Consider the following 14,996-nt stretch of genomic DNA (forward strand, 5'->3'; position numbering starts at 1 on the left):
GCCCGGCATGCCCCGCGTCAGAACAACGACAGGAGACAACGATGAAATTTTCCAGAACCCTCCACACCGCGCTGACCGCCTGGCTGATGCTGGGCGCCAGCCTCGCGGCCGCACAGCCCGCCACGGCCTATCCGGCCCGCCCCGTCAAGGTCGTGGTGCCCTATGCGCCCGGCGGAATGACCGACGTGTCGAGCCGAGCGGTCATGGAGCGCCTGGGCAAGGAACTGGGCCAGCCCGTGGTGATCGAGAACAAGGCCGGCGCCGCCTCGACCCTGGCCAGCAACTGGATGGCGACGCAGCCGGCGGACGGCTACACGCTCTATGCCGCGCCGGTGTCGCTGGTCATCAATCCCATCCTGCAGGGCACGGTGCAATACGACGCCCGCAAGGACTTCGAGCCGATCTCCCTGATGATCGACTCGCCCTTCGTCCTGCAGGTGCATCCGGGGCTGGGGGTCCGGAGCATGAAGGAGCTGCTCGCACGGGTGCGCGAGCACCCCGACAGGTACGCCATCGGCACCTCGGGCGCCGGCTCCGTCAACCACCTGGCGGCCGAGTACTTCCTGCGCGCCTTCCACCTCAAGGTCGCGGTCGTGCACTACCGCGGCGGCGCACCCGCCGCCCAGGACCTGATGGGCGGCACGATCCAGATGATGTTCTCCGCGGCCAACGAAGCCGCTCCGTTGATGCGCAGCGGCCGCACCGTCGGCATCGCGGTCACCACCACCCAGCGCCTGGCGCTGCTGCCGGACCTGCCGACCATGGAAGAGGCTTCGGGCCTGCGCGACTTCGAGGCGGTGTTCTGGATGGCCCTGGTGGCGCCCGCCAGGACGCCCGCGCCGGTGCTCGCGCGCCTGCGCGAGGCCATGCAGAGGATCGGCGCCGACCCCGAACTGCGCGAACGCCTGGCCAGGCTCGGCGTGGAACTGGTCACCTCCACGCCGCGGGACGTGCAGCGGCGCATGGACCGTGACGAAGCCAAGTGGGGCCAACTGATTCGAGAACTGAACATCCAGGAGGGCACATGAAGGACCGCCGCATCAGCACGCTGGCCCGCTGGACGGCGGCCCTGTGCATCGCAGCCGGAAGCGCGCTCGCAGGTGCGGCCGAGCCTGTCGTGCAACCCGCGGGCTATTCCGGCGCGAACCGGGTGTCGCTGATCGTTCCCTTCGCGCCCGGCGGCACCACCGACCTGGTCGCACGCATCGTGGCGCAGTCGCTGAGCGCGCGGTGGCACACCGCGGTCATCGTCGAGAACAAGGCCGGCGCGGGCGGCAACATCGCGGCCGAGTATGTTTCGCGGGCCCGGCCCGACGGCCTCACCCTGCTCATCGGTGCGACCTCCTTCGCCAACGCACCGGCCCTCACCCGGCAGCTGAAGTACGACATCGCCAAGGACTTCGCGCCCGTTTCCATGATCGCGACGACACCCCTGGTGCTGATGGTCAGCAGGCAATCCGGCATCAGGACCCTGCCCGAGCTGGTGGCGGCCCTGAAGAAGAAGCCCGACGGGTTGAACTACGGCAGCAGCGGCATCGGCACCTCCATTCATCTCTCCACACTGATGTTCCTCAATCGGATGGATGCCAAGGCGGTCCATGTGGCCTACAAGGGCAGCGGCCCGGCGCTGAGCGCCCTGGCGTCCGGCGAGATCGACCTGCTGTTCGACAACTACGCGACCGCCCTGCCCTTCGTCACCAGCGGCCAGGTCACGGGGCTGGCGCTGACGGGACTGGACCGCGGCAAGCTGAAATCCCCGCTGCCGACCCTGTCCGAGGCGGGCTTCGCGCAATTCGAGTCCCTGACCTGGATCGGCATGCTGGCGCCCGCCGGAACGCCCAAGCCGCTTGTCGACTGGCTGAATGCGGAAGTCCAGGCGGTGCTGCAGGACGCCGATACCGCATCCCGTTTCGAAGCCATGGGCTTCAGCACCCGGCCGACGTCGCCGGCGTCCATGCAGGCCTTCATCGCGAGCGAGCTGGCAAAAGCGCGGCTGCTGGTCAAGACCAACGCCATTCCCATCGAGTGAGCCCGCGCACCGCGCGACGTGTGCCTTCCTAGGGTTTTCCCTGTTTGCATACGTATGCAAGCTTTCCACATTGCATACGTATGCAGCTGCCATCCCTCCCCTCTTCTCTTCTCATCAGGAAAAACAAATGATCCGATATCTCAAGCGTGGCAAGGACGTGCAGGTCCGTGCCGACGACGACGCCAAGGTGCGTGCCACGGTCGAAGGCATCATCAAGGACGTCGAGGCCCGCGGCGACCTCGCGGTGCGCGACTACAGCAAGCAGTTCGACCGATGGGACCCGGCCGACTTCCGGCTCTCGGCCGCGGACATCGAGAAGGCGCGCAAGAGCCTGTCGGCGCGCGAGATCGAGGACATCACCTTCGCGCAGACGCAAGTGCGCAACTTCGCGCAGATCCAGCGCGACTCGATGAAGGACGTCGAGGTCGAGACCTTCCCCGGCGTGATCCTCGGGCACAAGAACATCCCCATGAACGCCGTGGGCTGCTACATCCCCGGCGGCAAGTACCCGCTGCTGGCCTCGGCCCACATGAGCGTGCTGACGGCCAAGGTGGCCGGCGTGAAGCGTGTGGTCGCGACCGCGCCGCCCTACCAGGGCGCGCCGCACCCGGCCATCGTGACCGCGATGTCGATGGCCGGCGCCGACGAGATCCTGGTGCTGGGCGGCGTGCAGGCGGTGGTGGCGATGGCGGTCGGCACCGAGTCGATCGCGCCGGTCGACATGCTGGTCGGCCCGGGCAACATGTACGTGGCCGAAGCCAAGCGCCAGCTCTACGGCCGCGTCGGCATCGACCTGTTCGCGGGCCCGACCGAGACGCTGGTGATCGCCGATGAAACGGCCGACGGCGAGATGTGCGCGGTCGACCTGCTGGGCCAGGCCGAGCACGGACCGACCTCGCCGGCCATCCTGCTCACCACCAGCGAGCAGCTGGCGCGCGACACGCTGGCCGAGATCGAGCGCCAGCTCCAGATCCTGCCGACCGCGGCCATCGCGGCCGTGAGCTGGGCCGAGTACGGCGAGGTGATCGTCTGCGACACGCAGGAAGAGATGCTGCAGAAGGCCGACGAGCTGGCCTTCGAGCATGTGCAGGTGATGACGCGCGACCCCGACTACTTCCTGCAGCACATGAGCAACTACGGCGGCCTGTTCCTCGGCCCGCGCACCAACGTGAGCTTCGGCGACAAGGTGATCGGCACCAACCACACGCTGCCCACCAACCGCGCCGCGCGCTACACCGGCGGCCTGTGGGTCGGCAAGTTCCTCAAGACCTGCACCTACCAGAAGGTGCTGACCGACGAAGCCAGCGCGCTGATGGGCGAGTACTGCTCGCGCCTGTGCCACATGGAGAACTTCGCCGGCCACGGCGAGCAGGCCAACCTGCGCGTGCGCCGCTACGGCACGCGGGCCGAGGTGCCCTGGTACCAGCCGGTGCCGGCGCTGGAGAAGTGAGCATGTTGCCGCGCGCTCCCGACTTCCGCATCGACGGTCGCCGCGCCCTGGTGACGGGCGCGGGCCGCGGCATCGGTCTGGCGGCGGCCGCGGCGCTGGCGCAGGCCGGCGCCGAGGTCACGCTGGCGGCCCGCTCCGAGCCGGAGCTGCGCGAGGCCTGCGCGCAGATCCGCGCCGAGGGCGGCCGCTGCAGCCACCTGGTGCTCGACGTGACCGATGCGAAGGCGGTGGAGGCCGCGCTGTCGGCCGCGGGCCCGTTCCAGGTCCTGGTCAACAACGCGGGCCTGAACCGGCCCAAGCTGCTGGTCGACGTGGAGGACGCCGACATCGACGCGGTGTTCGACCTCAACGTCAAGGCCGCGTTCTACGTCACGCGCAGCGTCGCGCGCGGCCTGCTGGCCGCGGGCCTGCCGGGCTCGATCGTCAACGTCTCGTCGCAGATGGGCGTGGTCGGCAGCCCACGCCGCTCGCTCTACTGTGCGAGCAAGCACGCGATGGAAGGCATGACCAAGGCCCTGGCCTGGGAGCTGGGCCACGCGAACATCCGCGTCAACACCGTCTGCCCCACCTTCATCGAGACCGCGATGACGGCCGGCATGTTCGCCGACCCGGCCTTCCGCGCCTGGGTGGTCGAGCGCATCGCACTGGGCCGGCTCGGCCGGGTCGAGGAGATCATGGGCGCCATCGTGTTCCTCGCGTCGGATGCGTCCAGCCTCATGACCGGCAGCGCGCTGATGCTCGACGGCGGATGGAGCGCCGCATGAAGCCGGGCCCCACCGCACAGGAGGTCGCGCGCCTCGCCAAGGTCTCGCAGTCGGCGGTGAGCCGCACCTTCACGCCGGGCGCCAGCGTGTCGGAGGACACGCGCAACCGGGTGATGATCGCTGCCAAGACGCTGGGCTACCGGCCCAATGCGATGGCCCGCAGCCTGATCACCGGGCGCAGCCGGATCGTCGCGCTGGTGATGAGCTACCTCGAGAACCAGTTCTATCCGCTGGTGATCGAGAAGCTCTCGCAGAAGCTGCAGAAGCAGGGCTACCACGTGCTTATGTTCATCAGCGACGGCGACGAGACCGACGGCGTGCTCGACGAGATCCTGCAGTACCAGATCGACGGCGTGGTGATGGCCTCGGCCATGCTCTCGCCGCACCTCGCCCGCCAGTGCGCCGACGTCGGCGTGCCGGTGGTGCTGTTCAACCGCGTGCCCGACATCAGCGCCTTCGCGCGCCACAGCACGAGCTCGGTCACCTGCAACAACCACCGGGGCGGCGAGATGGTGGCCGAGCTGCTGCTCGAGCGCGGCCACCGGCGCATCGCCTTCCTGGCCGGGCTGGAGAAGTCGTCGACCAACCTTGAGCGCGAGCGCGGCTTCAACGATGCGCTCGCCCAGGCCGGCGCGGCGGTGTACCGGCGCGCGGTCGGCCACTACAGCTTCGAGCGCGCGCAGGAGGCCGCGCGCGCGCTGTTCGCGGGCCCGGGCGAACGGCCCGATGCGGTGTTCGTCGCCAACGACCACATGGCCATCGCCGTGATGGACGTGCTGCGCCAGGAACTGGGCCTGCGCGTGCCGCAGGACGTGAGCGTGGTCGGCTTCGACGACGTGCCGCAGGCGGCCTGGGGCGCCTACCGCCTCACGACGGTGGTGCAGAGCGTCGAGGCGATGGTCGAGGCCACCGTCGAGCTGCTGCACGAACAGATGCGCGAGGACGCGCGTCCGCGCAACGTGGTGATTCCCTGCCGCGTGGTGGAGCGCGATTCGGTGCGCGCGGCGGGTACGCCCGCGCCTGCACCCAAGCCAACGCCCAAGCCACGTGCCGCACGGCGCGGCGCTGCTTCCCGACCGGGCGCCTGAGCGCGCCCGCTTCCCCCTTCAGGAGACTTCCATGCGAATCCGAACCCGCGCACTGCTGCCCGCAGCCCTCGCCCTGCTGGCCCTGGCCGGCCCCGCACTGAACCGCAGCGCACAGGCACAGCAGGCGCCGGCCTGGCCCACCAAGCCCATCAAGTACGTGGTGCCCTTCTCGCCCGGCGGCGTGTCCGACGGCGTGGCCCGGCTGGTGGCGCAGCATCTCGGCGAGCGGCTGGGCCAGCCGGTCATCGTGGACAACAAGCCGGGCGTCTCGGGCATCCTGGGCACGCAGGCCGTGGCGCGCTCGCCGGCCGACGGCTACACGCTGATGGGCGGCACCATCACCACGCATGCGGTCAACCCCTTCTTCACCAGGCAGCTGGGCTACGACCCGGTCAAGGACTTCGCGCCGGTGAACCTGGTGGGCATGGTGAGCAACGTGCTGGTGGTGCCCGCGGAAAGCCGCTTCAACTCGGTGGCGCAGGTCATCGCCGAGCTCAAGGCCAAGCCCGACAGCCTCACTTACGGCACGGCCGGCGCCGGCACCTCGCAGCACCTGTCGGGCCAGCTGTTCCAGAACATCACGCAGACGCGCATGCGCCAGATCATCTACAAGGGTGGCTCGCAGGCCATGGTCGACCTGGTCGGCGGCCAGATCGACATGGTGTTCGAGACCGTGGCCGCGGCGCGGCCGATGATCGACGGCAAGCGCGTGAAGGTGCTGGGCGTGACCGCCGCCCGCCGCCTGCCCGACGTGCCGGGCGCACCGACACTGGCCGAGGCCGGGGCGCCGAACTTCGAGATGCAGTCGTGGCAGGGCGTGTTCGCGCCCGCGGGCACGCCCAAACCCATCGTCGACCGCCTGAGCCGCGAGATCGCCGCCATCGTGGCGCAGCCCGAGGTGCAGCAGAAGCTGCGCAACCTGGGCGTCGAACCCGACGGTCGCACGGCCGCGGCCTTTGCCAGCTTCCAGCAGGCCGAGATCCTGAAGTGGGGCAAGGTCATCCAGGACGCGGGCATCCAGGCCGAATGAACAGCCGCATGACGAACACAACGCAAAGAGACATCCCATGACGAAGCCATCGCACACCTCTCCCTCCTTCGCCCGCCGCCGCTTCGGCCGCGCGGCGGCCGCGCTCGCCGCGCTGTCACTGGCCGGCCTCGCCGCCGCGCAGGCCCCGGCACCGGCCGGCCCGGGCGGCTACCCGCACACCGGCCGCGTGGTGATCGTGGTGCCTTTCGCACCGGGCGGCGCCACCGACATCGTGGCGCGGCTGGTGGCCGACGAGTTGGGCAAACGCTGGAGCACCGCCGTGGTGGTCGACAACAAGGCCGGCGCCGGCGGCGGCATCGGCACCGAGTACGTGGCGCGCGCCAAGCCCGACGGCTACACGCTGCTGCTGGGCACGCAGACCGCGCTGTCGGTCAACCCCACGCTGCTCAAGAAGATCAGCTACGACGTGGACAAGGACTTCGCGCCGGTCACGCAGCTCGCCAGCACGCCGCTGGTGCTGCTGGCGAGCAACAAGTCCGGCGCGCGCAACGTGCCGGAGCTGGTGGCCGCGATCAAGGCCAAGCCCGACGCGATCTCCTACGGCAGCAGCGGCAACGGCACCTCGCAGCACCTCACGACGCTGATGCTGCTCAACCGCGTGGGCGGCAAGGCGGTGCACGTGCCCTACAAGGGCAGCAGCCAGTCGCTGGTCGACCTCGCGGGCAACCAGATCGACATGCAGTTCGACAACATGACGACCGCGCTGGCCTTCGCCAAGAACGGCCAGGCCAAGGCGCTGGCCGTGACCAGCGCGGCGCGCTCGCCGCTGCAGCCCGACCTGCCGACGCTGGCCGAATCCGGCGTGCCCGGCTTCGAGGCCGTGACCTGGCTCGGCCTGCTGGCGCCCGCGGCCACGCCCGCGCCGGTGGTGGCCTGGCTCAACAAGGAAGTGGTCACGGTGCTGGCCTCGCCCGCGGTGACGGCGCGGCTGGCCGCGCAGGGCTTCACGCCCAAGCCCATGGCGCCGGAGGCCTTCCGCAAGTTCATCCAGGACGAGACGCTCAAGTTCGCGGAGCTCATCAAGACCAACCACGTCTCCATCGATTGAGAGCGCCGCCATGCTGACGCCCGAACTGATCCGCACGCTGCGCGCCGTCGACACGCCGACGGTCTGCAACGCGCTCGAGCTCGCCATGGGCGGGCGCAGCGCGCAGGGCTTCACCTACGGCACGCTGGTGGCCGCACCCGCACCGCTGCCGCCAATGCTGGGCTATGCGCGCACCGCGCGCATCCGGGCCATGGCGCCGTCTTCGCTGTCGGCCGCCGACGCGCGCCAGCTGCGGCTCGACTACTACCGCCATGCCGCGGGCAGCGCCGCGCTGCCGACCATCGTGGTCATGCAGGACCTGGACGAACGCCCCGGCACCGGCTCCTTCTGGGGCGAGGTGAACTCGGCCGTGCACCAGGGGCTGGGCGTGGCGGGCGTGCTCACCAACGGCTCGGTACGCGACCTCGGCGACCTGTCGCCCAGCTTCCCGATCCTGGCCGGCAGCATCGGCCCGTCGCATGCCTTCGTCCACCTGGTCGACATCGGCACGCCGGTCGAGGTGTTCGGGCTGCGCGTGGCGCACGACGACCTGCTGCATGCCGACCACCACGGCGCGGTGCGGATCGCGCCGCAGTACCTGCACGACCTGCCGCGCTGCATCGAACTGACGCGGCGCAAGGAGACGCCGCTGCTGGCCGCGGCGCGCAGCGGCGACTTCACGCTGGACGCACTCGCGCAGGCGATGCGCAGCGCCGACGACATCCACTGACACCGAACCATCGCGCGACCCGCGCCCACGAAAGAGACATCCCATGGACACCCGCCATCCCCTCGACAACCGCCTGCCCGGCATGCTGCGCAGCGGCCAGCCCCTGCGCGGCGTCTTCAACTCGCTGCCCAGCCCGGCCATCGTCGAGATGTGCGGCTATGCCGGCTTCGACTTCATCATCATCGACAACGAGCACGGCAGCGCCGGCTTCGAAACCACCGAGAACATGCTGCGCGCGGCCCGCGCCAGCGGCATCGTGCCGGTGGTGCGCTGCCTGCGCCACGACATTTCGCGCGTGCTCGACATGGGTGCCAGCGCGGTGCAGATCCCGATGGTGGCCAGCGCGGCCGAGGCGCGCGACCTGGTGCAGCAGGTGCGCTATCCGCGCGCCGGCCGCCGCGGCAGCGCCTTCAGCCCGCGCGCCGCGGGCTACGGTGCCTTCCCCGGCGTGGCGCATACCGAACGCAGCAACGCGGGCATCGCGCTGATCGTGATGATCGAGACGCCCGAGGCGGTGGCGCAGGCGGCGGAGATCGCCGCCGTGGAAGGCGTCGACGCGGTGTTCGTCGGGCCCAACGACCTGTCGCATGCGATGGGCTTCGACAACGACTGGCAATGCCCGCAGGTCGAGGCCGAGATCGAACGCGCGCTGCGCGCCATCAGCGGTGCGGGCAACTGCGCCGGCGTGATCGCGCTCACGCCCGAGGACGAAGCCAAGTACGGCCAGTGGGGCGCGCGCTATTTCGCGGGCGTCACCACCGGCCTCATCACGCGCGCGCTGCAGCAGGCCTCGGCGGCCGGCGGGCGCCTGGCCGCGGCGGCCAGGCTGTCGTACTGAGTTCGCCGGTGCCACGATGAACACGCCCCGCATCGCCGCCAGCGGCCTGCTCTTTCCCGAGGGCCCGGTGGCCCTGCCCGACGGCGACATCGCCCTCTGCGAAATCGCGCGCGGCACCGTGTCGCGCGTGGCGCCCGATGGCCGCGTCACGGTGATCGCCGAGACCGGCGGCGGGCCCAACGGCATGGCCCTGGGCCCCGACGGCGCGCTCTACGTCTGCAACAACGGCGGCATGCGCTGGCAGCCGGTGCAGCCCGGCAGCTGGTTGCGACCGCTGCACGGCACGCCCGCGGACTACAAGGGCGGCAGCATCCAGCGCGTCGACCCGCAAACCGGCGCGGTGCGCACGCTCTACACCCACTGCGGCGACGTGCGCCTGTGCGGCCCGAACGACCTGGTGTTCGACCGCAGCGGCGGCTTCTATTTCACCGACTTCGGCAAGTCGCGCGAGCGCGACCGCGACATCGGCTGCGTCTACTACGCGCAGCCCGACGGCTCGCGCATCACCGAGGTGGTCGAGCGCATCCTCAACCCGAACGGCATCGGCCTCTCGCCCGACCAGCAGACGCTCTACGTGGCAGAGACCGAGACCGCGCGGCTCTGGTCCTTCGGCATCGAGGCGCCGGGCGTGCTGGCGCGCCGCGCCTCGCCGGCCCCGCACGGCGGCGAGCTGGTCTGCGGGCTGGGCGGCTACCAGCGCTTCGACAGCCTGGCGGTCGAAGCCTCGGGCAACGTCTGCGTGGCCACGCTGGTGACCGGCCAGGTCACGGTGATCTCGCCGCAGGGCGCGCTGCTGCGGCAGGTCGCGATGCCCGACCCGCAGACCACCAACCTCTGCTTCGGCGGCGAAGACCTGTCGACCGCCTGGATCACCCAGTCGTTCAGCGGCACGCTGCTGGCGATGCGCTGGCCCGCGCCGGGCCTGGCGCTGAATTTCTGAGGCCGGCCATGACCTTCGTTGCAGACACCGACGAGACCTACGAGGTCTTCGCCATCCGCTATGCCGGCGTGCAGCGCCGGCGCATCGACAACTTCATCGGCATGGACGTGCACGACGGCCCGATGGCGATGGACTTCTACGTCTGGCTGCTGCGCTCGCCGCGGCGCACGATCCTCGTCGACACCGGCTTCACCGCCGCCACCGCGCAGGCCCGCCGACGCGTGCTCGACCGCTACCGCTGCCCGATCGACACGCTGGCCACGCTGGGCGTCGACCCCGCCACGGTCACCGACGTGGTGCTCACGCACCTGCACTTCGACCACGCGGGCAACCTGGCCAAGCTGCCGGCGGCGCGCTTCCACCTGCAGGACGCGGAGATGCACTACGCCACCGGCCGCTGCATGTGCTTCGCGCCGATGCGGCATGCGTATTCGGTGGAGGACGTGGCCGAGCTGCTGCGCCAGGTGTACGCCGAGCGCGTGGTGTTCCACGACGGCGACGACACGCTGGCGCCGGGGGTCGAGCTGATGCTGATCGGCGGCCACACGCGGGGCCTGCAGTCGGTGCGCGTGCGCACCGCGCGCGGCTGGGTGGTGCTGGCCTCGGACGCCAGCCACTACTACCAGAACCACGAAGAAGGCCGGCCGTTCCCGATCGTGCAGGACATGCAGCAGATGCTCGAGGGCCAACGCCGCTTGCTGGCCGCGGCCGACTCGCCGCGCCATGTGGTGCCCGGCCACGACCCCGAGGTGCTGCGGCGTTATCCACCGCTGGACGGCGATGCCGACACCGTGTGCCTGCATCTCGCGCCGGTCGACTGACGCGCGTTTTGTTTCGTTCCCCCTGAAGCCTTCCCGCGACGACGGCGCGCAGCGCCGCCGCGGGCGCGGCCTTCTTCTTTTTTTCGATTCACAGGAGACATGCCATGAACTTCCCCCAACTCGCGCGCCTCGCGCTGCTGTCGCTCGCCGCGCTGTCCACGGCCCTGTCCGCCGGCGCCCAGGGCTATCCCGACAAGCCGATCCGCATCGTCGTGCCCTACCCGCCCGGCGGCTCGGCCGATGCCATCGCGCGCCAGCTCGGCGTGCACCTCACGCAATCGCTCAAGCAGCAGGTGGTGGTCGACAACAAGCCGGGCGGCAACAGCGTGATCGCGGCGCAGACCGTGTCGAGCGCACCCGGCGACGGCTACACGCTGCTCATCAGCGACCCGACCGCGCTGGCCATCAACCCCAGCCTGTTCCACAAGCTGCCCTACGACCCGGTGAAGGACTTCCTGCCGGTGAGCCTGGTCGCGCGCTACTCCTTCGTGCTGCTGGTCAACGCGGCATCGCCGATCCGCAACGTCAAGGACTTCGTGGCGGCGGCGCGCGCCAACCCGGGCAAGATGAACTACGGCTCGGCCGGCACCGGCACCCCGGTGCAGCTGGCGACCGAGATCTTCAAGGACCTGGCCAAGGTCGACCTCACGCACGTGCCCTACAAGGGCGCGGCGCCCGCGGTGAGCGACCTGATGGCCGGCCAGATCGACGCCATGTTCACCGACCTCGCGAGCGGCTTCCCCTTCATCCAGTCGGGCAAGGTGCGTGCGCTGGTCATCACCAACGCGCAGCGCGTGCCCGCCCTGCCCGAGGTGCCGACCCTGGCGGAGTCGGGCTACCCGGGCTTCCAGCTGGCCGGCTGGTACGGCATCTCGGCGCCGAAGAACACACCGGCGCAGGTGGTGGGCATCCTCAACACGGCGATCCGCAATGCGGTGGCGAGCCCGGCCTTCAATCAGTGGATCGTGACGCAGAACTTCGAACCCAAAACCACCATGCCGGCCGAGTACGCCGAGCTGATCCGCACCGACACCGCGCAATGGGGCGCCACGGTGAAGCGGCTGGGCATCAAGATCGACTGAGCGCGAGCTCGCATTCCGTCGTGGCGGGCCAAGCATGTGGGCCTCGCCAGAAAAGACATGCCGAAGGATCAACGCCTGCATCGCCCCCCCGATTCCGTGTGCCTTCAGCGCGTTGCGGGCCTGAACGACGCCGCCGGTCGCGGCACCGCCGCTTCGCTCACGGTGCGGGGCCCGTCTGGAACATCCGCGTGAAGTCGCAGCAATCCTGCGCCAGCATGATGATCGACGAGATCAGCGAACTGTGGTTGCCGCCGTTGTACATCGCGATGTAGGTGGTCTTGGGCAGGGACGGGCTGACCGGGATCACCTCGAGCATGCCCGCGGCCACCATCGGCTCCATGCATTGCCGCGGCAGGTAGCTCAGGCCCAGGCCTGACACCGTGAGCCCGATCAACGCGACGAGGCTGTTGCTGACGATGGTGTTCGCGGGCTGCATGCCCATGGATTTCAACCATTGCCCGTACACCAGGCCCGTGCCCGAGCGGTCGCCTTGCGTCAGCAGGCTGTACGAGGCCAACTCGTGCGCGCGCAAGGTCTTGCTGGTGTTCACCAGGCCGGGCTTGCCCATCCAGGCGTTCTCGACATAGCCCAGGACCTTGGATGAAAAGCGGGAATCGGCGGCCGCGTCGGGAATCACGATCAGGTCGACCTTCTCCTCGCGCATCTTGTCCCGGAGGTTCACGCTCATGTCCACGTCGGGCTCGATCACCACCTTGGGGTAGTAGTCGTGGATCAGCGCGACCAGGCGCGGCAGCCAGGTCATGGCCGTGAGCTCGGTCACCCCGATGCGCACACGGCGCTCGATCACCTCGGCGCGGCCGAACTGGTCGATGGCCAGATCCCGCTGCGCGAGCAGCTTCCTGGCCAGTTCGAACATCTCCTCGCCCTTCTCCGTCAGGCGTGCGCTGCGCTGGCTGCGATCGAACAGCCGGGTGTCGAACACCAGCTCGAGTTCCTGCACCCTTTTGGAGATGGCCGACTGCGTGGTGTGCAGTTTGGCGGCGGCTTCCGAGAAGCCACCCAGTTGCGTGATCCAGTACACCGCTTCGAGCTGCTTGAAAGTCATCATGGTGCGCACCCCTTCGTGAAAACCCTTATCACATGAAAATTATGAATGTGTTAGCACAAATAAATATCGCTTTTTTTAATTCTATCGGGCTTCCAGAATTCACGAACTTGCTCACCGGAGCGCTCTTCCCGAAGGTATTGCCATGTCCTCCAGTTCGTTTCACATTGGTCCCATTCCGGCGCTCGCGCCGGCCGCCGTGGTGCAGGCACTCCAGCACGTGGTGACGCCGCACATCAGCGACAACCTGCAGCGCTTCTCGGGCATCACCGGCCTGACGCGCTTCAACCCCACCCGCAAGCTGGTCGGCACGGCCTTCACCGTCAAGGCGCGTCCGGGCGACAACCTGATGATCTACAAGGCCCTGATGCTGATGTCGCCGGGCCACGTGCTGGTGGTCGACGGCGCAGGCGATTCGAAGAACGCCCTGGTCGGTGAACTGATCATGTCGTATGCCCAGCAGCGCGGCTGCACGGGCTTCGTGATGGACGCCGCGATCCGCGACACGGCCGCCTTCCACCAGGCCGACTTCCCCTGCTTCGCGCGCGCCGTGACCCACCGCGGGCCGTTCAAGTTCGGCCCTGGCGCCATCAACGTGCCGGTGACCGTGGGCGGGCAGGTCGTGATGCCCGGCGACATCCTGGTGGGCGACGAGGACGGCGTGATCTGCTTCCCGCAGGACCAGGCAGCCGCGCTGCTGGCCGCCGTGGAACGCACGGCCGCCAACGAGGAGTTGATCAAGGCGGAGATCGCCACCGGCCGGCTCGAGCAGAGCTGGCTCGACAAGGTGCTGCAGCCGCACGGTCTCTGAACCCGTCCATCTCCTCCCCTTCGATCATGAACACACTCCTCGCACGGCGACTCGACGCCGTGAAGCCGTCCCCCAGCATGGCCGCCAAGGCCACGGTCGACCGCCTGCGGGCCGAAGGCCGCCGGATCATCGACCTGACCATCGGCGAACCCGACTTCCCGACACCGTCGCACATCGTCGAGGGCGGCGTCCAGGCCCTGCGCGACGGGCACACCCGCTACACGGGGTCGGCCGGCACGCCCGCACTGCGCAAGGCCATCGCGGCCAAGCTGGCGCGCGAGAACGGCCTGAGCTTCCAGCCCTCGGAGATCGTCGTCGGCAGCGGCGCCAAGCAGGTGATCTTCAACGCCTTCGCCGCCACCCTGAACGAAGGCGACGAGGTCATCGTGCCGGCACCGTTCTGGGTGTCCTATCCCGACATCGTGACCCTGCACGGCGGCGTGCCGGTGATCGTGCCGGGCCGGGCCGAAGACGGCTTCAAGCTCACCGCGCAGGCGCTGCAGGCCGCCATCACGCCGCGCACCCGCTGGCTGATCCTCAACACGCCGAACAACCCGAGCGGCGCGGTCTATTCGCGCGCCGAGCTGGAGGCGCTGTGCGCGGTGCTGCGCCTGCATCCGCAGGTCTGGGTGATGACCGACGAGATCTACGAGCACTTCGTCTATGGCGGCGCCACGCATCTTTCGCCGCTCAATGTCGCGGGCGACCTGCAGCCGCGCAGCCTGATCGTCAACGGCCTGTCCAAGGCCTATGCCTTCACCGGCTGGCGCATCGGCTACGGCGCGGGACCGGCCCGTTTGATCGGCGCCATCAACCTGCTGTGCACGCAAAGCACCTCCTGCGCCAGTGCGATGAGCCAGGCCGCGGCGGTGGTGGCGCTCGACGGTCCGCAAGATTGCGTGCGCGAGGCGGTGGCGGTGTTCGCAGCGCGCCGCGACGCGATCGTGGCGCTGCTCCAGGCCATCCCCGGCATCGAATGCGCGGCGCCCGACGGGGCCTTCTATGTGTTCCCCAGCGTGCACGGCCTGTACGGCCAGCGCACGCCGTCCGGCACGACCCTTGCGTCCGACATCGACGTCGCGGCGTATCTTCTGGAAAGCGCTGGCGTCGCGACCATCGATGGCACGTCCTACGGCATTCCTGGCCACCTTCGCATCTCCTTTGCCACCTCGATCGAAGAGATCCGGGCGGGCTGTGCGGCGATGGCCCTGGCGCTGTCGCGGTGCACGCGCCCCGTGGCTGCCGCGACCCCCGTGTCCGCCGACAGCTGATCCGGCGCCCGCCGCCGAGCAACCCCGT

At 69.5% G+C, this 14,996-nt stretch carries 15 protein-coding genes; 14 read left to right on the plus strand and 1 reads right to left on the minus strand.

The window, feature by feature from the left end:
* The first annotated feature begins 41 nt into the window (after window positions 1-41).
* From QTI20_RS17925 to QTI20_RS17980, 12 genes are all read left to right on the plus strand, one after another.
* Window positions 42-1,028 carry a Bug family tripartite tricarboxylate transporter substrate binding protein gene (locus QTI20_RS17925; protein ID WP_286552790.1) on the plus strand — a complete coding sequence of 329 codons (987 nt, stop codon included), beginning with the start codon at window positions 42-44 and terminating at the stop codon, window positions 1,026-1,028.
* Window positions 1,025-2,029 (plus strand): tripartite tricarboxylate transporter substrate binding protein, encoded by a 1,005-nt coding sequence (locus QTI20_RS17930; RefSeq protein ID WP_286552792.1) that lies wholly within the window; start codon window positions 1,025-1,027, stop codon window positions 2,027-2,029. The genes QTI20_RS17925 and QTI20_RS17930 overlap by 4 nt, the downstream gene beginning before the upstream one ends.
* A gap of 127 nt (window positions 2,030-2,156) precedes the next feature.
* Entirely contained in the window at window positions 2,157-3,479 is a 1,323-nt protein-coding gene (gene hisD, locus QTI20_RS17935; RefSeq protein WP_286552794.1) for a histidinol dehydrogenase, read from the plus strand.
* 2 nt (window positions 3,480-3,481) lie between these two features.
* Complete coding sequence (locus QTI20_RS17940) at window positions 3,482-4,243, plus strand: SDR family NAD(P)-dependent oxidoreductase (RefSeq protein ID WP_286552795.1); 762 nt, start codon at window positions 3,482-3,484, stop codon at window positions 4,241-4,243.
* A complete protein-coding gene (locus QTI20_RS17945) occupies window positions 4,240-5,331 on the plus strand; it encodes a LacI family DNA-binding transcriptional regulator (protein WP_286552796.1) in 1,092 nt (363 codons plus the stop codon). Before QTI20_RS17940 ends, QTI20_RS17945 begins: the two co-directional genes overlap by 4 nt.
* Window positions 5,332-5,362: 31 nt before the next feature.
* Entirely contained in the window at window positions 5,363-6,361 is a 999-nt protein-coding gene (locus QTI20_RS17950) for a Bug family tripartite tricarboxylate transporter substrate binding protein (protein WP_286552797.1), read from the plus strand.
* A 37-nt stretch (window positions 6,362-6,398) separates the two neighbouring features.
* A complete protein-coding gene (locus QTI20_RS17955) occupies window positions 6,399-7,430 on the plus strand; it encodes a tripartite tricarboxylate transporter substrate binding protein (RefSeq protein WP_286552798.1) in 1,032 nt (343 codons plus the stop codon).
* A gap of 10 nt (window positions 7,431-7,440) precedes the next feature.
* Window positions 7,441-8,139, plus strand: coding sequence for an RraA family protein (locus tag QTI20_RS17960; protein WP_286552800.1), 699 nt, complete (start codon window positions 7,441-7,443; stop codon window positions 8,137-8,139).
* A 43-nt stretch (window positions 8,140-8,182) separates the two neighbouring features.
* Complete coding sequence (locus QTI20_RS17965; RefSeq protein WP_286552802.1) at window positions 8,183-8,977, plus strand: HpcH/HpaI aldolase family protein; 795 nt, start codon at window positions 8,183-8,185, stop codon at window positions 8,975-8,977.
* A 16-nt stretch (window positions 8,978-8,993) separates the two neighbouring features.
* Window positions 8,994-9,917 carry an SMP-30/gluconolactonase/LRE family protein gene (locus tag QTI20_RS17970; RefSeq protein ID WP_286552804.1) on the plus strand — a complete coding sequence of 308 codons (924 nt, stop codon included), beginning with the start codon at window positions 8,994-8,996 and terminating at the stop codon, window positions 9,915-9,917.
* An 8-nt stretch (window positions 9,918-9,925) separates the two neighbouring features.
* Window positions 9,926-10,738: an N-acyl homoserine lactonase family protein gene (locus QTI20_RS17975; RefSeq protein ID WP_286552806.1), complete on the plus strand. Its 813-nt coding sequence runs from the start codon at window positions 9,926-9,928 to the stop codon at window positions 10,736-10,738.
* Between the two features lie 104 nt (window positions 10,739-10,842).
* Window positions 10,843-11,820, plus strand: a complete 978-nt coding sequence (locus QTI20_RS17980; protein WP_286552808.1) for a Bug family tripartite tricarboxylate transporter substrate binding protein — start codon at window positions 10,843-10,845, stop codon at window positions 11,818-11,820.
* 157 nt (window positions 11,821-11,977) lie between these two features.
* Here QTI20_RS17980 and QTI20_RS17985 read toward each other — a convergent pair whose 3' ends face one another.
* The gene (locus QTI20_RS17985) at window positions 11,978-12,886 is read right to left on the minus strand and encodes a LysR family transcriptional regulator (protein ID WP_286553460.1); all 909 of its coding nucleotides are present in this window, start codon (window positions 12,884-12,886) and stop codon (window positions 11,978-11,980) included.
* A gap of 145 nt (window positions 12,887-13,031) precedes the next feature.
* Between QTI20_RS17985 and QTI20_RS17990 the strand changes: the two genes are divergently transcribed.
* The gene (locus tag QTI20_RS17990; RefSeq protein WP_286552809.1) at window positions 13,032-13,697 is read left to right on the plus strand and encodes an RraA family protein; all 666 of its coding nucleotides are present in this window, start codon (window positions 13,032-13,034) and stop codon (window positions 13,695-13,697) included.
* 26 nt (window positions 13,698-13,723) lie between these two features.
* Window positions 13,724-14,968: a pyridoxal phosphate-dependent aminotransferase gene (locus tag QTI20_RS17995; protein ID WP_286552811.1), complete on the plus strand. Its 1,245-nt coding sequence runs from the start codon at window positions 13,724-13,726 to the stop codon at window positions 14,966-14,968.
* Window positions 14,969-14,996: the final 28 nt, after the last annotated feature.

Source organism: Variovorax sp. J2P1-31 (assembly GCF_030317215.1).
GTDB lineage: Bacteria > Pseudomonadota > Gammaproteobacteria > Burkholderiales > Burkholderiaceae_C > Variovorax.